The following is a 19,657-nucleotide window of genomic DNA, read 5'->3' as shown; positions in this document are numbered from 1 at the left end:
TTATTATCGTGTAGTTTTATTTAATTAATTTTTATAAGGAAAATTGAAGATGCTCATGCAAAAAAAAGGAACGTTATGGCAATCAAGTTTTGTTATTGCAGGTTTGTTATCATCCTTACCCCTTCAGGCTGCCTCAGTAAAGCCTAAGTTAGTGCTACAAATAACCGTAGATCAACTTCGCGGCGATATGCCTACCGCTTATTTAGCTAAAATGGGCAAAGGCGGTTTCAGATACCTTTTAAATGAGGGCGTGGTATATAAAGATGCTCATCATATTCATGCTAATACAGAAACCATTGTCGGGCATGCAACGTTAGCTACGGGCGCACTACCGGCTGTACATGGCATGATAGGCAATGTTTGGTATGACGATAAATTAGAGCGTCTTGTTTATAACGTTGAAGATTCAAAGTATCCCTTATTATCAGCAAATGCGGGGGTTAATCAAAAAACAGAACTTGACCCGACTCAACGAACCGCTAAATCTTCAGGTCGATCGCCAAAGAACATACAAGTATCTACGTTTAGCGACGAATTAATGATTGCCTCAAATGGCAAAGCGAAAGTCTTTGGAGTGTCGGTCAAAGACAGAGGTGCTATTTCCATGGCAGGGCATATGGGCAAGGCTTTCTGGTTTTCTAAAAAATCAGGGGAGTTTGTCACCAGTGAGTATTATTACGATAAATACCCTGAGTGGGTAGCTAATTGGAATGAGGCAAAACCAACTAAAAAGTATCATCAAAAATCATGGCAGTTAAACCAAGCACAGAAAGGTTATGTGTTTGCCAAACAAGATGACCAAGAATGGGAAACTAAACTCCCTGGTTTTGGACGCACGTTTCCTCATCAATATGGTGATATGAACAATGCTTATTTTAATACATTTTTAACGCTAAGCCCTGCAGGTGATGAGTTAACGTTAGACTTTACTAAAGCCGTGGTAACTAACGAACAACTTGGACAAGATGATATTACTGACTATTTATCGGTAAGCTTTTCTTCAACGGATTATGTTGGTCATATTTTTGGACCATCGAGTTTAGAAGCTGAAGATAATTTACTCAGGTTAGACCGTACGTTAGCAAAGTTACTTAAATTTATTGATAAAAAAGTCGGTTTAGATAATACCCTTATCGTGTTATCTGCCGATCACGGTGCTGCGGAAGTGCCAGCATATTTGTCATCCTTAGGTATGAAAACCACTGCGGTTGCTCCTAAAGAATGGGATAAAAAACCGAGTATGAAAGCCCTTAAGAAACAGTTTGGTTTTGATACTGCACTCATAAAAAGCTACTTTCACCCTTACATTTATCTTGATAGAGACTTAATTGCTAAGCGTAAGTTATCGTTAAAGCAAGTACAAAAAGCAGTGGCTGCTGAGGTTTCAAAATTTGATGGTGTAGCCCTTGCGGTCACAAGTAGTGATATTGAAGCCGGTAATACCCCGCAAGATTATTTACATACCTTAGTGGTTAATAATCACAGTAAAACTCGCTCGGGTGATATTTATGTTGTGCTTGAGGCACATCGCTTTGTTGCAGACATGGAAGGACTTACCGTAGCCGCTACTCATGGCTCTCCTTGGGGATATGATACTTTCGTACCACTCATATTTGCTGGTTTTAATATTGATGACGAAATTATTTACGACAGAGTAAGTACCACTGATATCGCGGTAACATTATCGGCAGTACTCGGTATTAAAGCGCCATCAGGTGCCCAAGGACAAGTACTTAAGAAGGTACTAGATATTGACTAAGCTTTTATTAGTGAGTGCTGGTCAGTTGTGATTGGTTAATAACCACAACGATATGACTATAAAAAATAGGTAGAATAACAAAAGCGTTGTTCTAGCTATTTTTTTGGGTGAACAGAAAGTGTAATGAGTATTTAATACATGTCACATTTAATTTAATGAAAAATTATTATAAATCAATATATTTACTGTAATTATTAGGCGAAATTAACTTTCTAATTTATTATTAAATTTTTACCGTTAAACACTCACCTTAAAGAGACTCCATGCGCCCCTCTAGTTACTCAGACCAAGAAGTCAGTTCCATCAACTGGCAAGCATTCAAACTTATATTACCTTACTTATTCGAGTATAAAAATCGCATAGCAGTGGCGATGTTTTGTTTAATATTAACTAAAATAGCCAGTGTTTATTTACCTTTCATCCTCAAAGACATTGTTGATACCTTAGACGCTAATAGCTCAAATGAACAATCTGCGCTGATTATTGTACCGTTAGGTTTAGTGGCTGCTTATGGTTTAGTACGATTGTCGATAGTCGTTTTTGCCGAAATTAGAGATACGTTATTTGGCCGCGTTACAGAACGCGCGATAAGACGCATTGGTTTAAAAGTTTTCCGTCACTTACATTCACTTGATTTAGACTTTCACCTGAATAGACAAACCGGTGGCTTGTCTCGCGATATTGACCGAGGCACTTCGGGCATTAATTTTTTAATGCGCTTTATGGTCTTTAATATTGTACCTACCTTGCTTGAAATAGTGATGGTGGTGACTATTTTATTCGTTAAATACGGCATCTGGTTCGCGGTAATAACGCTTTCCTCAATTATTACCTATATTGCTTATTCTATTTTTGCTACTGAGCTGCGCACACGTTACGTTCGTGCCGCTAATAAAGCTGACTCCTCAAGTAATACCCGCGCCATTGATAGTCTCTTAAACTACGAAACCGTCAAATACTTCACCAATGAAGAATTTGAAGCACAAGCGTATGACCATCAATTGTCCACGTGGGAAAAAGCTAAAATAAAAAACCGTTTATCGTTATTCGCCTTAAACGGTGGTCAGGCACTTATTATCGCGATAGCGATGACCGCTATGTTGGCACTTGCCGCTAATGAAGTCGCTGCCGGCGCTATGACCCTTGGTGATTTTGTGCTGATAAATGCCTTTATGATGCAGTTGTTTATGCCGCTTAACTTCTTAGGTTTTGTTTATCGAGAAATAAAAGGCTCGTTGGCCAATATTGAAAACTTATTTGGGCTATTAGCCAAAAAACCTAAGGTACAAGATGTTGCTGACGCAGTAGCGTTAAACCTGACAGAGCAGGGCGACAGTTCTACTTCTCAGGATACTTCTCATTTGACTTCTCATATGAGAGAGCAGGCTAGCATTGTTTTTGATAATATTGCTTTTGCCTACAATGCAAAACGCCCAATCATTAAAGGTATTTCTTTTAAGGTAAATGCCGGTGAAAAGGTTGCGGTAGTTGGACAAAGTGGCTCGGGTAAATCAACGCTAGTTAAATTACTATTTCGCTTTTATGATGTTGATTCAGGCGCTATTAAAATTAACCAACAAGATATTAGCCAAGTTAGTCAGCAATCTTTACGGACTCACATAGGAATCGTGCCGCAAGATACTGTGTTATTTAATGACTCGTTATTTAATAATGTGCAATACGGTTGTCCAACAGCCAGTAAAGACGAAGTTTTAAAAGCCATTGACCTCGCGCACTTATCTGAATTTATCGCTAGTTTGCCTGATGGATTAGATACAGTGGTTGGTGAGCGTGGCTTAAAACTTTCAGGTGGTGAAAAACAGCGGGTTGCGATTGCTCGAACTATTTTGAAAAACCCACAAATATTAGTGTTTGATGAGGCGACATCATCTTTAGATAGCCAATCAGAGCAAGCTATTTTAACAGCAATAAATGAAGTGGCTAAAAGTAGGACCAGTCTTGTGATAGCGCATCGATTATCGACCATCATAGATAGTGATAATATTATTGTAATGAGTCATGGTGAGATAGTTGAGCAGGGTAATCATCAACAATTACTCGCGCTTCAAGGGCAATACAGTAAAATGTGGCAATTACAGCAATCATAACGTTATTAAATTAATTACAAAAACAGCAGTGTTAGAGTAGACAGTAATGAGTAAAGAGAATCAACAATCAGTAAACCTAAAAGCATCAGCTGAAATTGATGCAACAAAACAATGGTTAGATGAAATTATTATCGGGTTGAATTTTTGCCCTTTTGCGAAGAAAGAGTTTGTAAATAATACCATTTGTTATCATCAGTCTGAGGCAGAGCAAATTAAACCCGCTTTGAAAGAATTCGTAGAACAATGCCATCATCTGCAACAACATGATGACATTGAAACGACTTTACTCATTTATAGTGAAGGATTTCGCAGTTTTGAGCGTTATTTAGATCTAGTTGATTATGCCAATGATTTATTAATTGAATCAGGCTTTGAAGGGATATTCCAACTAGCCAGCATGCACCCCGAATATTGTTTTGCTGATGATGACTTTGATGCGGCCAGTAACTTTACTAATCGCTCTCCGTATCCCATGATCCATATTATTCGTGAAGCCAGTATGGCTAAAGTACTTAAGGTATATAAAAATCCCGAACAAATCCCAGAAGATAATATGGCGTTAGCTGAGCACAAAGGCAGTAATTATTTTCAAGATATATTAAAAGGCATTCACCAAGCCCATCCGCAAAAATAAAAACCACCAACAACTCAGTTATAATTGCGTTATTACTATGCAGTATTATTTTGAAGTACTACTTTGCAGTATTACTTTACGGTATTGCTGTGAAGTAAGCTGCTCATAAGTAACCAATCAATACGCTAAATTACATTTGGTTAACGGTGCTGCTTGATCAAAACTTATACAATGCTTGTTCTTTATTTAACATTAATAAGTTAGCGTATGAAAACAAGTTACCACGGTACAGAATATCGCTTTAATTGCTTTGAAGATCTTTGGGCTTTTTACCGCGGCATATTAGTGCAAAGTTCTGTGGGCTAATGCAGAGTAATTAGTAGCTAATTACTTACACAATGAACTGAGCCTTTTTGAGGCTAAGGTCGCTTTATTTCATTTCTAAGGTAAAATAACGCACTTTTCATAAACAGCCACGTTGTAATATGCCAGCTTTAGAACAGTTTTTACTTATCGCCATGGTACATTTTTTTGCCGTAGCCAGTCCCGGTCCTGACTTTGCACTTATTTTAAAACAAAGCATCCGATATAACCGCCGCATTGCGATCTACACTAGTTTTGGTATTGCCGCAGGTATTATTGTCCATGTGACGTACTCCCTAGTTGGCATAGGGCTATTAATTGCGAGCGATGAGCGTTTATTTACTGCCTTAAAGTATATTGCTGCTAGCTATTTTTGTTATATCGCATGGCATTGCCTTAGGGCTAAAAAGCCTGATGAAGTGTTATCTGCAGCAGATAGTCATGATACAGATAATAAATCCCTCATAACGAATGAAGATCCGACCCAAGAAGCCAAAGATGGGACGAAAACTAATAGCCCGTCGGCTAAAAAAGCTTTTCTTAATGGTTTTTTAATCAATGCGTTAAATGTTAAAGCGACCTTATTTTTTGTCAGTTTATTTTCTGTTGTTATCGCCCCTGAAACCTTGTTAAGTATTAAAATTGCTTACGGCGCTTATTTAGTTGCAGCAACAGGTGCCTGGTTTTGCTTTTTATCTTACATACTGACTCAAGAAAGAGTCCGTTTTGTTTTACAACGTAAAGGCTACATTCTTGATCGGATTATGGGGGTAATTTTATTGCTATTAGCCATTCAACTCGTACTAAGCGACCTTAACTAATCGCTAGTTATCCATAATATTCCCCTCAAACTTCTTATTAGTTTAGGGGGAAGTTTTCTTTGTCGAATTGTCGTTAAATTGAGCAGTGAGCAATCTGCTAATATTTCTAGTATAATAGCCAAAAAATGTCGTATTAATGTATTAAAAAAGGGTTGATTTTGCCAGAGAAAAATATAATTGTATCCATTGGTGGTAGTGTTGAGGGTGCTGTAAAAGGTGAGTACTCAATTGATGTGAAAGCTGTGTTAAGTGAAGCATGGCAGCATACAGTAAAGTCCAGAATGTCGATCAATCTAGCATTACTCTTCGTTTTAATTTTTGGCATGATGGTGTCGTTTATTGCCAGTAGTTTTTTTGGTGGTATCGAACTTGTTATCAAAGACCCAGAGTTACTACAGTTAATTAATGTCATTGTCACTATTGCCGTATGGCCATTTATGGCAGGTATTGAAATGATGGGTATCTTCCATGCAGTTAACAGACCTACGCAGAGTAAAATGGCGCTGTCGTTCTTACATCGAGGTAGTTGGGTTGCGCTTTGTGCGCTGTTAACGTCTATTCTTATTAGTATTGGTTTTCAATTGCTAATCGTACCCGGTATTTTGTTGGCTGTACTGTTGTCGCTAACGATACCTCTAGTAGTAGAAAAAAAACTCACGCCAGTACAAGCTATTATCCTATCAATCAAAGCGTTGCGCTTTAAAGTAGTGCCGCTACTTAGCATTTATGTTGTCTTGTTTATGGCATTAATTTTTCTTACCCTGCCAATTGCTTTATTGCTTGAATCTAGCTTAGCACCACTTGGCATTGTAATATTCTTATTTGGCTTCTCATATTTAGCACCCTGGTATTACAATGTTAAAGGCGTATTGTACCGTGAGATTTTTGGCGTATTTGTCGATGAAAATAGTATTGATAGTGACTTGGTTGATTCTGTTAATCAAAATTCAGCGAATAAAGACACTGACCACAATGGCTCAGACGATAGCTTTTCCGCTTAACTTTCATCGTATATAAGGACTTTTTATGCAAAGAAATTATTTAATTCGCTTTATTTTTATTACAGCGTTACTGGCAGCTATTATTGCACCTTTTACTTTTTTGAAACCTCAACCTATGGTTATTGTTACTGTCGTTGAGGTTGTACCGACACTTGTTGAAGTAGTTGTCCCTGTTGTTGAAAAAGTGAAGGTAATAGAGAAACCATTACACCAGGTAAATCTACCTGATTTTGCTGCTATTTATGATATACCCACTAAAAAAAGTGAATTTTTTGCTTTTATCCGTCCAGCCATTGAAGATAAAAACAATGAGCTATCCGAAGATAGAACGAAACTTGAGTTTTGGCAGGGGCAAATATCATTAGGTTTAGGGCTAACTGAAGAGGAACAAGCTTCTCTAGACATACTTATCAAGGCTTACCGTATCAATAAGCAAGCTTCAATATTACAACAAATCAATGATTTGTTGGTGCGTGTCGATATTATCCCTACCTCGTTGGTTTTGGTGCAGGCTGCTAATGAATCTGCTTGGGGAGCCTCACGCTTTGCTCGAATAGGGCTAAACTTCTTCGGTATTTGGTGTTACAGAACGGGTTGTGGCATGGTACCTGGTGGACGTAATACTGGCGCAAAACATGAAGTCGCGGCATTTCAAAGTGTCGATGCTGCTGTTTCGGGATATTTCAATAATATAAATAAGCATAATGCTTATCATATGTTTAGAACAATCCGCGCTGAGTTAAGAGCACAAAATCAGCCGCTTGATGCCGGAATTTTAGCAACGGGTTTGTTACCTTATTCTGAGCGTGGTGCCGAATACGTATTAGATATCACTGATATGTTACGCCATAACCAGCGTTACTTTGTTCAACCAAGTAGCCAACAAACTGCTCTAGCTGATTAACACGCTAATTTATCAATGAAAGCTATCAGTTAAAGTGGACAAATAAAAACGGCCAATGTTATAAACATTGGCCGTTTTTTTTATTTGCGATTTTAGTTCAGCTTGTTATCTAATTACTGAGAGGTAACCACAGTGCTATTATTTAACTTCAACGACATTGAGCTGTTGGTCAACATTAAGATAATCTTTAGCGGATTTCTCTTGTGGTGTTTCAATCACTACTTCATCAAAAGCAGTATCACCGCCGTTAATAATACCGGACGTACTATCTATGTTTTTAAAATCAAATAAATTACTATCACACAAGTGAGAAGGAACAACGTTTTGCATTGCCGTAAACATAGATTCAATTCTACCCGGGAATTGCTCTGACCAACCATTAAGCATATGTTTAATGTTTTGTCTTTGCATATTGGGCTGTGAGCCACATAAATTACACGGGATAATCGGGAATTTTTTCAATTCACTGTATTGAATAAGCTCACTTTCTTTACAAAAAGCTAAAGGGCGTATAACAACATGTTCGCCATTGTCAGAAACAAGCTTGGCAGGCATAGCCTTCATTTTTCCGCCATAAAACATATTCAGCATTAAGGTTTCAATCATATCATCACGGTGATGACCTAAAGCTATTTTTGTTGCGCCAATATTTTTAGCTGTTTTGTATAAAATAGCGCGACGTAACCGAGAACATAAGCTACAGGTCGTTTTACCTTCTTCTACTTTTTCTTTCACTATACCGTAGGTATTCTCTTCAACAATATGATATTCAATACCGAGTTTATCGAGGTACTCGGGTAAAATATGTTCAGGGAAGCCAGGTTGTTTTTGATCTAAGTTAACGGCAACAATGTCGAAGTGGATAGGGGCAGCTTCTTTTAACAGCATTAAAATGTCGAGCATGGCATAGCTGTCTTTACCGCCTGAAAGGCATACCATCACCTTGTCACCATCTTCAATCATGTTGTATTGCGCTATGGCTTGGCCAACATTACGTCTAAGCTTTTTTTCTAACTTAGATAATTGCGTTTTTTGGATCGATGTTAGTTTGGTCGTTGGTAACGTTAGTTGTTCTACAGTCATGTGGCTTACTTTATTGATTGAAATTAACGGCGGGAATTATAGCAGTTTGATAAGGAATACCAAGAGGATTAATTATTCATCTTAATGACAGAGGGAACTTGAGAGGGGATAGATGTTTTAGACACAATAAATCACCTATATAAAATCGTTTTTGTGTTTTATTTGGTACTGTTTCTGGTGCCTATTTTTAGTCGGGTGATCATTCACCAAGTAACGCATAGTACTAATTCGTTATGAGGGGCGTTTTTCAGATGTATAAATCTATGTTGAATTGAAATGGCATAGTTACAATTTTTACGTATTTTTACATCACGTATTTATCGTCTATGCTAGCTCTGCATTATTAAATATCCTTAATATAATTTTAATTCAATATATGTTAGAATTTAACAATATTAATATTTAAAATCATTAGGCGTATTTCATGTCTGAACACCCAATTTTCGACATCTGTGTTGAACCGATAGAACTTTATAAATTGCTCAAAATTTCCAATTTGGTTGGCGATGGCGAAGCTAAAACCCTGATCAGCGAAGGTAAAATTTTAGTAAATAAGAAAGTAGAAGTGCAAAAGCGTAAAAAAATTCGCCGTGGCGATGTTATCGGTTTTGACGGTAAAACGATTGAAGTTGCTTATACTCCGACTAAAAAATCAGCAGAGTTTATTAGTACCGTTGTTTCAGCGAATAATAAATCAAAAATTAAAAAAAGAGCTAAAAGTAAGGCGCGGGTTGCTGCATCAGAAACTGCTAGTAAACCTTCGACCGAACGCTCGAAAAGAAAGTCTGAATCGGTTTAATTATTCGTTAAAACTTGACAGTAATTTAAAAATTGAATTAGACACTTAAGAACCAATAAAGCCCTGTAAAGCCTGATTAATAAGGATTTACGGGGTTTATTGTTTCTTAATGAAAACTTGAGATACCCATACTTTGTTGAATAATTAAAACCAGCACGCGCTGAGTCACAAACCGCTTTGTCTGTTCCATGAAAGAGAGCTATACGCAGTTGTAAAGCTGAAAACTGTTCATTAGTTTCAATATCACAGATCAATCAGAAAGTATGACGGTGAGTACTATCACGTGCCTGAGTAAAGTGAGGCGTCAAGCCCCATCTTAGCTCTATTACCCCATCATAATCTGCGAACACTGCACGATAACCAATAACTAAATTATCAGCACGCTTGTCACCATCTATTTTATTGACGCTTATTTTATAATACCAATTCCGATAAGTTTCTGATCTTGTTGTACGAAGTGAAAATATTTCAGGGCAAGGCGCTTGATTGACCAATAGCTGGCTATTGGGATTGAAAGCAACGCCGTCATGGAGAATTTTAGCCAGTACAAGTGGTCAATAATTTAACGGAATTGGTATAATACCTTGAATTCAATCAGTGGATGCTACGCATAGCCGACCTAATTTCGTCTTGAACTCACCAATTATGAACATTTAAACGAAAGCCTGAATAGCAATATTCAGGCTTTTTTATTTATCATTAAAAATTAGGACCTACATACCTCTATCAACTTGCTGAAATCTGCATCTTGAAGTGTGATGGGTATAATAAACCAAACATTATTTAACAAAGCTAAGAAGTAAGTAGATACCAAGCATCACAGCAATCCACATAGCCATGCTACCTGAAGGGTGGTTTCGTGAAAGTAAGCCACTTAGTCGGTTATTCTTAGATGCTAGGTAAGCAAAAGAGTGACTGAGTTTTTCTTTTATCATATCTCTTACCATCCGATCTACTTTCCAAATAACACTGAACATGTTTTGAAAAACTAGTGGCATAGCACGGCGATATATCCAATCAAAATCTAGATTTGTCGAGCGAAGCTCCGGTGGATACATGCCCTTTAAGTTGAGCCAAACAAAAGCTAAAGCAGAGAAGAACAATAGTTGTGTTTGCGCTAAAACATGGGTGGCATCATATGGATTGTAGCCAGTGTCGTAAGGTAACAATGAATACAAAGCTGATGGATATATACCAATGGCTATACAAAGACATGCAGCGATTGTCATTGCAAATAACATATTTTTAGGTGGATCACTTGCTCTTAGACCGGAGTCATGTGCGAAGAAGGCAAAATAAGGGATTTTAATGCCTGCATGGTGAAATACACCTGCAGAAGCAAATAATAACATTAACCAAATCCAATCATAACCTTCTTCAAGTGCTGCGGACATCACCATTGATTTACTAACAAAACCGCTAAAAAGAGGGAATGCTGAAATAGAAGCTGCGCCAACAATACATAAGATTGTCGTCTTAGGCATAGTTTTGTAAAGGCCACCCAAATCAGAGCCATTTATCTTTCCTGTCATGTGCAATACTGCACCCATCGACATAAATAACAAGCCTTTAAATATTACATCGTTAAATGCATGAGATACCGCTCCGTTAATCGCTAGTGCGGTGCCTATTCCTATGCCCACAACCATAAAACCAACTTGGTTGATCAGGCTATAAGCTAATACTCGGCGTAAATCATTTTCAATAACAGCGAAGAATATTGGGAAACAAGTCATGGCCGCACCAATGTATACCAATAGCTCGGTACCTGGGTATGATCGAGCTAACGCATACACGGCAACTTTAGTGGTAAAAGCACTAAGGAAAACAGTACCAGTAACTGTTGCTTCAGGATATGCGTCGGTAAGCCAGTTATGGGCGATAGGAAAAGCACATTTAATACCAAAAGCTATAAAAATGAGCCAGCCAGCAATGCCATTGAGTCCAATATAACCAAAATCTAAGGTGCCATTTTCAACAGCATAAAAAAGTGCTCCAACTAACAGAATAACCCCTGAGAGCACTTGAATAATCAAATAGCGCATTCCTGCTACATACGATTGTGGAGTACGCCTCGCCCAAATTAGAAACACTGAGGTAAATGCTAAAAGTTCCCAGAAAACAAACAAAGTAAGTAAATCACCGGCAAATACCGCACCTAAACCACTACCAGCGTATAACATTGCTGATACTTGCTGCACAGTGTCTTTTACATGAAGCGAATAAATAATGGCAATAAATGCGGCGATGTGAAAAACATACCCAAACATCAGACTTAGCTTATCAACGCGATAAGGACTAAGTTGGTAGTCAAGAAAAGCAAATTGTAAGTGAATACCTTCTGGTACCATCCAAAGGTGCAAACCACTGACAATAGGCACGATTATCATCAGAGTGTTACGTAATACTCCACGGGTAAAGGCAGCAATTAATGCCCCGATAAAGAAGGGGATAAAAGGAGGTATTTCAATCATCCACATGATGACCTCCTGTTTTTGATGCGATATTTTTAGTTAAGGGCTCTTTGGTTGTTTCACCTAAGTTTTTCAACTCTATATTTTCATAGTAATCTTCATCTCGCATAAGGAAACTGCGCATCCAAGTGGCAACCACAACAAGGATCACACAACCAACAAAGCCATAAAGTGGGTAGAACCCCCATAAACTTTCCCAACTGTGTATAACATGGCGGTGAATAACAAAGTCTAAAATAACTAAAAGTGCACAACAGCTATAAAGAATGTATAAAACACGTTTTACATTTTTGGGATCATCAAATAAGTACTTTTTCTCATTTTTCATGAATTATTGCCCGCTGGCTAAAATAGCCGTTGCCAAATCAAATAAAGGTTGTGGATAGATAAACAGGAATAAGCAGCCGAACGTGGTTATTCCAATAGCGAGTAAAGAAGGCCATGGAGCCTCTTTTATTTGTACTTGTGATTGGTCTACGTTTGAAGCTAAATCTACTGATTCGTGGTTACTGGATGATGCATCATGTTTTTCGGGTAAAGGGTTAGAGAAAAAAGCATGAAAGGGGATAGGTAATAAATAAGCGATGTTAAGTAAAGAGCTGATCATTAACACTACCATTAATATCCATTGCTCGGTTTCAATTGTTCCCATTAACAAAAACCATTTACTCCAGGTTCCCCCTGTTGGCGGAACACCTATAATACTGAGACTGCCAATAAAAAATGCAATCATTGTTAACGGCATTTGACGGCCAAGCCCTCGCATTTCACTTATTTTAGATTTGTGTGCAGCAACTAAAATAGCACCAGCACAGAAAAATAAGGTGATTTTACCAAAAGCGTGAGTAGCGATATGCATCGAACTACCAATAACACCTGAAGACGTCGCTAATAGTGCACCTATAGTAATGTAGCCTAATTGACTGATTGTTGAGTAGGCGAGCCTTGCTTTTAAATTATCTTGTCGCATCGCTACAATCGAGGCCAGTAAAACCGAAGCCCCTGCTAAATAGAGTAGGAATTGAGTGGTAGGTAATATGGCTAATAAATCTAAGCCAAAAATAAATACGCAGACTTTTAAAATAGTGAAAACACCCGCCTTTACCACAGCCACAGCATGCAATAATGCACTTACTGGTGTTGGTGCTACCATCGCGGCAGGTAACCACCGGTGAAAAGGCATTATCGCTGCTTTACCAATACCAAAAATAAACAAGACAAGTAGTGCTCCTGCAATTGCTTTATCAACATCAGGATTGAATATGCCTCCTTGCTTGAAATCCAGAGTGCCAGTGATAAACCAAGTACCGGCAATAGCTAATAAGAAGAATGCAATTGAAGTACTTAATAAAATGCCTAAATAAACTCTGCCACCTTGTTTAGCTTTTTCGGTACCTGCATGGGTAACTAACGGATAGGTAGAGAGGGTTAATACTTCATAAAATACAAATAATGTAAATAGATTATCAGAGAATGCTATGCCCATTACTGCGCTAATAGCTAAAGCAAAACAGCTATAAAAACGGGTTTGATTTTCTTCTTGATGACTACGCATATAACCAATGGCATAAAATGTAGTGATCAACCATAAGAAGCTAGCGATTAATGCGAATAACATGCCTAGCGGCTCAATGGAGAAGCTAATACTTAAGTTGGGCATTATGTCCCACCAAAAAACATTAACGTTTTTACCCGAGAGTAGACTCTGATATAAACTCGTAACAATAAACAGCAACAGAATACTGGCGGAAATTGTTATGCCTTCACGAATGTTTGGTCTGTTATTAGCAAGGATAATCCCTACAATCGTCAACAAAGGTATTACAATAGTTAGTTGCAACATGACTTCTATAGAAAAGTTCACGGTGATACTCCAAACAGACTTTGCGCCGCAGCACTAGCAACTTGCAAACTAAGGCGGGTATCTATGCCAAAATAGATATTGGCTGTAATTAATAGCCATATAGGAATGAGGAAAAACAGCGGCGCTTCTTTTACCGGAACGCTGTCAGCTAACGGTTTTTTAAAGTAGGCGGCTTCTACAATACGCCACACGTAAATAACCGCGAGCAATGAGCCTAACAAGATAAGTATGGCTACTGGCCACCAGCCTTTCTCTAGTAAAGCGGTTAATAAATACCATTTACTAACAAAACCAACCGTGAGAGGCACACCGATTAAACTTAACCCACCAATAACAATTGCCGCCATAGTTAACGGCATCTGACGGCCTAAGCCATTAAAACTGCTCAGTTGAACATTACCTAGTCGATAAACTACAGCTCCGAGTGCTAGAAAAATGGCGCTCTTCATAAGCGCGTGATTAAACAAGTGAAGTAACGTTGCGGTTAAACCTGTAATGGTGCTGGTACTGAGTCCAACGATAATGTAACCAACTTGCGCGATGCTCGAATAAGCAAAAACATGCTTAACATTGTTTTGATAGATAGCGGCACTAGAAGCAACAAATATTCCAGTTAAACCAAGCAGTAAGAACAAACCTTGCAAAGGTAGTGTAGTAAAAGAAAAGGACAGTCCAAACACCGTAAAAGTGAAACGAATCAGTAAATAAATGGCTACTTTGGTTGCCGTTGCCGCAAAGAAAGCGGTGACAATAGAGGGCGCATACGCGTAGGCATTAGGTAACCACAAGTGAAGAGGAAATAACGCCAACTTTAAACAAACACCGACAATGACAAAAGCAAAGGCAGTAAATACGGTTCGTGTTTGAGCAACCTCTGGCAAGCGTTGAGATAGATCTTGCATATTGAGCGTGCCCGTCATCTGATACATCAAGCCGATGCCAATAAGTATAAACGTTGCGCCGATAGTGCCCATGATAAGGTATTGATAAGAAGCCCAAAGTGCTCGTCTGTCTTGCCCTAAAGCAATTAAGGCATAAGCTGACAAGGAGGATATTTCAAGAAATACAAATACATTAAAGGCATCTCCTGTGGACACAATACCTAACATACCCGTTAGGGATAACAAATATAGAATATAAAAAAGTGTGTGTTTCTCTTTGGGAATTTCTTTTTCGATGCTGGTCTGCGCGGCAATTAACACCACAGTGCTAATAGCTGAAATGATTAATAATAAAAAGGCATTGAGTTTATCAATGCGGTATTCAATTCCCCAAGGGGCTTCCCAGCCGCCTAATTCATAACTAATCACTCCAGAGGTCATTACTTGTTGCAACAGCAAAACACTGATAATAAATGCGATAGCGCTAGCAAAAAGTGAAAACAACCAAACTAGCTGAGAACGTTTTAATAACAAACAGATAGGTGCTGCCATTAACGGCACAATTACCTGTAAAATTGGCAAATGAGATATCACGATTGATCACCTTCTGTTGCCTGAATTTCAGTTTCGTCTTGAGTTTTATTATCTAAATGCTGAATATCCTCTTCTTCAATACTGCCATAAGCCTCTTTAATGCGAACTACCAAGGCTAAACCCAATGCAGTAGTTGCAACACCAACCACAATGGCAGTGAGAATTAACACATGAGGTAGGGGGTTAGAGAATTGTTTTATACCTTCAGCCAAAATAGGAGCACTACCGCCTTCAACGTTTGCCATGCTGATATATAAAATAAATACAGACGTTTGAAAAATAGCGAGTCCTACTATTTTTTTTATTAGATTTCCGTGAGCAATAACGATATAAAGTCCGATCATCATTAGCACAACAACAACCCAGTCATTAAAGAGTCCTATTATCATTACAGTGAGTCTCCCTCTATATTGTTAACTTTTTCATTGTTTTGTTGCATTTCTCTACGCCCAGCAAAATTGAAAAATATCATAATCATGACTGACGCAACCGTACAACCAACGCCCCACTCAATTAATAATATGCCTAAATGTTGTCCTGCAACGGGGTCACTGGCTAAAACGTTGTAATCGAAAAAATTAGCACCGTTAAGCATTGAAACTATGCCAACACAGCCATATAACAAAACACCAGCAGCAGCGATGAACTGGATAAATGATTGATTGATAACCTTTCTTGCGGTAGTTAAACCGAATAACATGGTATATAAAATAATAGCGGCTGCGAATATCACACCCGCTTGAAAACCACCGCCAGGACCAAAGTCACCATGAAACTGCACATAAAGTGCATACAATAATATAAAGGGGATCAACATTTTTGTGACGATGCGAATAACAAGATACTCTTCATGCATAGAGTCATTTATAGCTGTTGTTTTTTCGTCTTCTTCTGGTCTACGACCAACAGAGAGTAGTGCCATAACGCCAATGCCAGCAGTAAAAATAACGACAACCTCGCCGAAAGTATCAAATGCGCGATAACTTGCAAGAACAGAAGTGACAATATTTGGTATGCCAATTTCTTTCATTGACTCATTAATATATCGAGGGGCTACATGACTATGGATAGGGGCATCAGCGATGCCAAAATAAGGCATATCAAACGTACCGTAGATCAATACACCGCCAGTAAACACAACCACTAATAGTGCAAGCCAGGGTTTATGTCTGGTAGTTTTTTCACTGCGACCAGTCATGGTAATGACGACCAACATCAGTAAGGTCGAAATGCCAGCACCCACAGCGGCTTCAGTAAAAGCAACATCTACAGCGTCCATAGCGACAAAAAAGCTAGCAGATAATAAGCTGTAAATACCTAATAACATCACAACAGCAAAGAGGTCTTTCATTTTAATAATAGCAAAAGCAACTATTAGCAATAAGGTTAATAAAACAATATCAATTAATAATTCGATGAGCTCGTCTCCTTAATATTGTCCTCTTGCTGTAATTTTGGCATCAAGTTGTTATGCATGGCCGCTTTTGCCAACACATGGCTGGTAGTAGGACCTATTAATAACGTTAAAAGCAGAATGATTACTAATTTTGAGAATGTGAGAAAGTCAGGACTATAAAACATTAGACCGATTAATATCATTCCCGCTCCCAAGGTATCGGTAACCCCAACGGCATGCATACGTGTGTAAAAATCGGGAAAGCGTAATAAGCCCACACCACCAGATATACAAAGAAAACTACCAATGAGTAAAAACAAGGCACCACTAATATTTATAATTATGTCCATTTAATATTCCTTATCCAATGGTTTTTCATTAGAAGGCGTGTGTTTAAGTTTATTCGTATCTGAGTAGCGTAAAACGCCGATAACACTTATAAAATTGATGAGCGCGTAGACTATTGCAATATCTAAAAACTCTGGACGGCCCATGACAAAACCTAATAAAGAGATCAGTAATACTGTTTTTGTCCCAAACATATTAACCGCGAGTATACGATCATACAGTGTAGGACCAACAATCCCGCGTATGATGGCTAAAATCATGGCAACAAAAATAGCGAGTGTGGCAGCAATAAACATTAGCGTTCCAATTGACTAACGCGGCGATCCATTTCGCCAGCGAGTAATGATTCTATATCTTGTTTTAGCAGTGCGTGCACAACCACTTCGTCATCAATAATATCAATTGCTACGGTGCCAGGGGTTAAGGTAATAGAGTTTGCATAGATGACTTTACCCATATCAGTTTTTTGGCTAATTTTAATTGTTCTTAGCGTTGGCGATATACTTTGATTTCCAAGCCAAATATGTTTTACCACCACGATATTGGCTTTAATAATTTCTTTGGTAAGCCATAAATAGTAACTAAAAATATTACGCGTTAAATAAAGCGGTTGTGACTCGTGATCAACTACATCCATTTTATGAGAAATGACTAAAACCAAAAGTATAGAAGCGAGCCCAAGCAGTAGAATAAGTAAAGTATTATGACCTGAATTGAGTAACCAAAAAGCAGCTAAGTTTAAAAATAAACAGACGGTGTGGAGCTTCATTATCTTTTACTCCCTTGTGATGAGATTTTACGATAAATAAGTCGAGTTGCTTTTTGAATGGTTCGATCTATAGCGCTATAGATATCTACCTGAGAGTCTTCAATCAAAATTTCTGAAAATTGTTTAAGGGTAATAGTTAACGAGCAATGCTTGGTATGTTGCGCAGTTCGACTCAATACATTTGTTAGAATAAAAGTGACGGAAGATATATGTGATTTTACGTTTGAAAAGGCGAGCATTAATCGTCGCTGAATATCAGCTTCTAATGTAGGTTCGTAATCAACTAAAGCATTCTGAATATCGATTTTCATCTGATTTACTCATTGTTACTTTCATTAAATCGGAGTATTTATTTTATAAGGACATGTATAAAATATTGATAACCCCACAGACCATTCATTGATCAGGTGAATTAACGGTATAGTATATTTATCACAAAAATAAAAATTTACCCTTAAATAAAAAATTAATCATTTAAGTATATGATCTTCAAGTACTCTAAATTTATAGCTCACTTGTTGTTGAAGGTAAATTCGAATATTATTGATTTTATCATCGAAAAAACTTGGTTTAATAATTTATGAGCCCGCTTAACTACAATCATCTTTTTTATTTTTATACCGTTGCCACTGAAGGGAGTATTAGTAAAGCAAGTACAAGGTTAAATCTAACACCACAAACAATAAGTGGGCAAATCACCAGTTTTGAAGCACAAATGGGTGTTACTTTATTTGATCGTAAAAGAAAAAAATTATACCTTTCAGAAATGGGACAATTAATCTATAGCTATGCAGAAGAGATTTTTCAGCTGGGTGATGAAGTAAAACATATACTTAAAAAACATCAACCAGTAATGTGGCATACCTTTACAGTAGGAATAACAGACGTAATTCCTAAAGTATTAGCGCATCAACTACTTGCTCCTGTGTTAATGATGAAAGAGCGGGTTCGTTTAATTTGTGTGGAAGGAGATCAAAATAGCTTACTGGCAGACTTAGCTGATAATAAGTTAGATTGTATATTGACAGACCAATCACTCCAGTTGGGAAGCCATGTTAAAGCTTATAATCATCTACTGGTTGAAAGTGGTTTTACTTTTTATGCGTCGGACTCCCTATTAAAAAATTGTAGTAGTGATTTTCCTCAATCTTTATCAGAGTTACCTTGGCTAATACAGAGCAAAAAGTCAGCAGTAAGAGCACGCTTATTTTCTTGGTTTGAAAAGAATAATATATCACCAAACATTGTGGCAGAATTTGACGATAGCGCACTAATGAAATCTTTTGGACAAGCCGGTTTTGGAATATTTAGTAGCCCGACGCTAATTGAAGATTATGTTGTTGATAAATATGATGTGAAAATTATCGGTCGTAACGATGAAGTTGAAGAAAATTATTATATTATTTCTCCAGAAAGAAGATTAAAGCATCCTGCTATACTTGAAATTGTAACCGCGGCAAAAAAACAGTTTCAATCTGAAATTTAGTAAACACTTTATTTGGTAATCTATAACTGTTTAGGTTTACTATTCAGATTGTATTGGTATAGATTCAGCCATATTGACAAAGCAGTGTTTCATCTAAGATGTTATCGTTTAGGTGTGAATACTAAGTGATTTACTTGTTATCCATCGTTAAATAAATACAAAATCACCAGTCATCACCAATATCAAACGCACCTGAAAGAAAGTGTTGTATTTTTCTTTTTTTAGCTGGTTTTTTAGTCGGTATAGCGTTCTCTTTGCTAGTTAGGTTATTTGACCTATTTTGTTCTGGTTCCTCAATCAACTGTGTTTCAATTGTCATTTTTGCTATATCCTCAGACTTTAACCATACCCCATGACATTGAGGGCATTCGTTCACTTCCAAAGATTGACGCTGGATAATAATAAAAGAGAGCTTACATTCAGGACATTTCAT

The 19,657-nt window shown here is 37.7% G+C and carries 20 protein-coding genes; 8 read left to right on the top strand and 12 right to left on the bottom strand.

The annotated features are described in order from the left end of the window. Positions 1 to 55: 55 nt before the first annotated feature. The 6 genes from CXF85_RS16980 to CXF85_RS16955 all read left to right on the top strand — a co-directional run bounded on the left by CXF85_RS16980 (position 56) and on the right by CXF85_RS16955 (position 7,530). Positions 56 to 1,759 (top strand): alkaline phosphatase family protein, encoded by a 1,704-nt coding sequence (locus tag CXF85_RS16980; RefSeq protein ID WP_101229912.1) that lies wholly within the window; start codon positions 56 to 58, stop codon positions 1,757 to 1,759. A 263-nt stretch (positions 1,760 to 2,022) separates the two neighbouring features. Then, positions 2,023 to 3,867 (top strand): ABCB family ABC transporter ATP-binding protein/permease, encoded by a 1,845-nt coding sequence (locus CXF85_RS16975; RefSeq protein WP_101229832.1) that lies wholly within the window; start codon positions 2,023 to 2,025, stop codon positions 3,865 to 3,867. Between the two features lie 46 nt (positions 3,868 to 3,913). Continuing rightward, positions 3,914 to 4,501: a DUF1415 domain-containing protein gene (locus CXF85_RS16970; protein ID WP_101229831.1), complete on the top strand. Its 588-nt coding sequence runs from the start codon at positions 3,914 to 3,916 to the stop codon at positions 4,499 to 4,501. A 425-nt stretch (positions 4,502 to 4,926) separates the two neighbouring features. After that, positions 4,927 to 5,625, top strand: a complete 699-nt coding sequence (locus CXF85_RS16965; RefSeq protein ID WP_101229830.1) for a LysE family translocator — start codon at positions 4,927 to 4,929, stop codon at positions 5,623 to 5,625. 158 nt (positions 5,626 to 5,783) lie between these two features. Then, positions 5,784 to 6,626, top strand: a complete 843-nt coding sequence (locus CXF85_RS16960) for a hypothetical protein (RefSeq protein WP_101229829.1) — start codon at positions 5,784 to 5,786, stop codon at positions 6,624 to 6,626. A 25-nt stretch (positions 6,627 to 6,651) separates the two neighbouring features. Continuing rightward, positions 6,652 to 7,530: a glucosaminidase domain-containing protein gene (locus CXF85_RS16955; protein WP_101229828.1), complete on the top strand. Its 879-nt coding sequence runs from the start codon at positions 6,652 to 6,654 to the stop codon at positions 7,528 to 7,530. Between the two features lie 138 nt (positions 7,531 to 7,668). Here the strand turns inward: CXF85_RS16955 and ttcA are convergent, their stop codons facing one another. After that, positions 7,669 to 8,613 (bottom strand): tRNA 2-thiocytidine(32) synthetase TtcA, encoded by a 945-nt coding sequence (gene ttcA, locus CXF85_RS16950; protein WP_101229827.1) that lies wholly within the window; start codon positions 8,611 to 8,613, stop codon positions 7,669 to 7,671. Between the two features lie 424 nt (positions 8,614 to 9,037). Between ttcA and CXF85_RS16945 the strand changes: the two genes are divergently transcribed. Then, positions 9,038 to 9,412 (top strand): RNA-binding S4 domain-containing protein, encoded by a 375-nt coding sequence (locus CXF85_RS16945; RefSeq protein ID WP_101229826.1) that lies wholly within the window; start codon positions 9,038 to 9,040, stop codon positions 9,410 to 9,412. Between the two features lie 779 nt (positions 9,413 to 10,191). Here CXF85_RS16945 and CXF85_RS16940 read toward each other — a convergent pair. From CXF85_RS16940 to CXF85_RS16895, 10 genes are read right to left on the bottom strand one after another with little or no spacing between them, the layout of a single operon-like run. Continuing rightward, positions 10,192 to 11,892, bottom strand: a complete 1,701-nt coding sequence (locus CXF85_RS16940) for a Na(+)/H(+) antiporter subunit D (protein ID WP_101229825.1) — start codon at positions 11,890 to 11,892, stop codon at positions 10,192 to 10,194. Further along, positions 11,879 to 12,214 carry a hypothetical protein gene (locus CXF85_RS16935; protein ID WP_101229824.1) on the bottom strand — a complete coding sequence of 112 codons (336 nt, stop codon included), beginning with the start codon at positions 12,212 to 12,214 and terminating at the stop codon, positions 11,879 to 11,881. Before CXF85_RS16935 ends, CXF85_RS16940 begins: the two co-directional genes overlap by 14 nt. Positions 12,215 to 12,217: 3 nt before the next feature. Continuing rightward, positions 12,218 to 13,750: a monovalent cation/H+ antiporter subunit D family protein gene (locus CXF85_RS16930; RefSeq protein ID WP_101229823.1), complete on the bottom strand. Its 1,533-nt coding sequence runs from the start codon at positions 13,748 to 13,750 to the stop codon at positions 12,218 to 12,220. Beyond that, positions 13,747 to 15,225, bottom strand: a complete 1,479-nt coding sequence (locus CXF85_RS16925; protein WP_101229822.1) for a monovalent cation/H+ antiporter subunit D family protein — start codon at positions 15,223 to 15,225, stop codon at positions 13,747 to 13,749. Before CXF85_RS16925 ends, CXF85_RS16930 begins: the two co-directional genes overlap by 4 nt. Continuing rightward, entirely contained in the window at positions 15,222 to 15,614 is a 393-nt protein-coding gene (locus CXF85_RS16920) for a cation:proton antiporter subunit C (RefSeq protein ID WP_101229821.1), read from the bottom strand. The genes CXF85_RS16925 and CXF85_RS16920 overlap by 4 nt, the downstream gene beginning before the upstream one ends. Further along, positions 15,614 to 16,582 (bottom strand): Na(+)/H(+) antiporter subunit B, encoded by a 969-nt coding sequence (locus CXF85_RS16915; protein ID WP_232771250.1) that lies wholly within the window; start codon positions 16,580 to 16,582, stop codon positions 15,614 to 15,616. The genes CXF85_RS16920 and CXF85_RS16915 overlap by 1 nt, the downstream gene beginning before the upstream one ends. A gap of 47 nt (positions 16,583 to 16,629) precedes the next feature. Continuing rightward, positions 16,630 to 16,971 (bottom strand): monovalent cation/H(+) antiporter subunit G, encoded by a 342-nt coding sequence (gene mnhG / locus CXF85_RS16910; RefSeq protein ID WP_101229819.1) that lies wholly within the window; start codon positions 16,969 to 16,971, stop codon positions 16,630 to 16,632. Continuing rightward, the gene (locus CXF85_RS16905; RefSeq protein ID WP_101229818.1) at positions 16,972 to 17,265 is read right to left on the bottom strand and encodes a monovalent cation/H+ antiporter complex subunit F; all 294 of its coding nucleotides are present in this window, start codon (positions 17,263 to 17,265) and stop codon (positions 16,972 to 16,974) included. Beyond that, complete coding sequence (locus CXF85_RS16900) at positions 17,265 to 17,738, bottom strand: Na+/H+ antiporter subunit E (protein WP_101229817.1); 474 nt, start codon at positions 17,736 to 17,738, stop codon at positions 17,265 to 17,267. The genes CXF85_RS16905 and CXF85_RS16900 overlap by 1 nt, the downstream gene beginning before the upstream one ends. Further along, positions 17,738 to 18,049 carry a hypothetical protein gene (locus CXF85_RS16895; RefSeq protein WP_101229816.1) on the bottom strand — a complete coding sequence of 104 codons (312 nt, stop codon included), beginning with the start codon at positions 18,047 to 18,049 and terminating at the stop codon, positions 17,738 to 17,740. The genes CXF85_RS16900 and CXF85_RS16895 overlap by 1 nt, the downstream gene beginning before the upstream one ends. 269 nt (positions 18,050 to 18,318) lie before the next feature. Between CXF85_RS16895 and nhaR the strand changes: the two genes are divergently transcribed. Further along, complete coding sequence (gene nhaR / locus CXF85_RS16890) at positions 18,319 to 19,224, top strand: transcriptional activator NhaR (protein ID WP_101229815.1); 906 nt, start codon at positions 18,319 to 18,321, stop codon at positions 19,222 to 19,224. 163 nt (positions 19,225 to 19,387) lie between these two features. Here the strand turns inward: nhaR and CXF85_RS16885 are convergent. After that, positions 19,388 to 19,657, bottom strand: a 270-nt coding sequence (locus tag CXF85_RS16885; RefSeq protein WP_101229814.1) for a TFIIB-type zinc ribbon-containing protein, incomplete at its 5' end; no start/stop codon positions are given.

The sequence above is a fragment of the Colwellia sp. 75C3 genome (assembly GCF_002836255.1).
GTDB lineage: Bacteria > Pseudomonadota > Gammaproteobacteria > Enterobacterales > Alteromonadaceae > Colwellia.
The sequence above is the reverse complement of the archived record's forward strand: the minus strand, read 5'-3'. Positions and strand labels throughout refer to the sequence as shown.

Coding starts and splice junctions, on each gene's coding strand:
- CXF85_RS16980 (WP_101229912.1), top strand. CDS start 56: ATGCAAAAAAAAGGAACGTTATGGCAATCAAGTTTTGTTATTGCAGGT.
- CXF85_RS16975 (WP_101229832.1), top strand. CDS start 2,023: ATGCGCCCCTCTAGTTACTCAGACCAAGAAGTCAGTTCCATCAACTGG.
- CXF85_RS16970 (WP_101229831.1), top strand. CDS start 3,914: ATGAGTAAAGAGAATCAACAATCAGTAAACCTAAAAGCATCAGCTGAA.
- CXF85_RS16965 (WP_101229830.1), top strand. CDS start 4,927: ATGCCAGCTTTAGAACAGTTTTTACTTATCGCCATGGTACATTTTTTT.
- CXF85_RS16955 (WP_101229828.1), top strand. CDS start 6,652: ATGCAAAGAAATTATTTAATTCGCTTTATTTTTATTACAGCGTTACTG.
- ttcA (WP_101229827.1), bottom strand. CDS start 8,613: ATGACTGTAGAACAACTAACGTTACCAACGACCAAACTAACATCGATC.
- CXF85_RS16945 (WP_101229826.1), top strand. CDS start 9,038: ATGTCTGAACACCCAATTTTCGACATCTGTGTTGAACCGATAGAACTT.
- CXF85_RS16940 (WP_101229825.1), bottom strand. CDS start 11,892: ATGTGGATGATTGAAATACCTCCTTTTATCCCCTTCTTTATCGGGGCA.
- CXF85_RS16935 (WP_101229824.1), bottom strand. CDS start 12,214: ATGAAAAATGAGAAAAAGTACTTATTTGATGATCCCAAAAATGTAAAA.
- CXF85_RS16920 (WP_101229821.1), bottom strand. CDS start 15,614: ATGATAATAGGACTCTTTAATGACTGGGTTGTTGTTGTGCTAATGATG.
- mnhG (WP_101229819.1), bottom strand. CDS start 16,971: ATGGACATAATTATAAATATTAGTGGTGCCTTGTTTTTACTCATTGGT.
- CXF85_RS16905 (WP_101229818.1), bottom strand. CDS start 17,265: ATGTTTATTGCTGCCACACTCGCTATTTTTGTTGCCATGATTTTAGCC.
- CXF85_RS16900 (WP_101229817.1), bottom strand. CDS start 17,738: ATGAAGCTCCACACCGTCTGTTTATTTTTAAACTTAGCTGCTTTTTGG.
- CXF85_RS16895 (WP_101229816.1), bottom strand. CDS start 18,049: ATGAAAATCGATATTCAGAATGCTTTAGTTGATTACGAACCTACATTA.
- nhaR (WP_101229815.1), top strand. CDS start 18,319: ATGAGCCCGCTTAACTACAATCATCTTTTTTATTTTTATACCGTTGCC.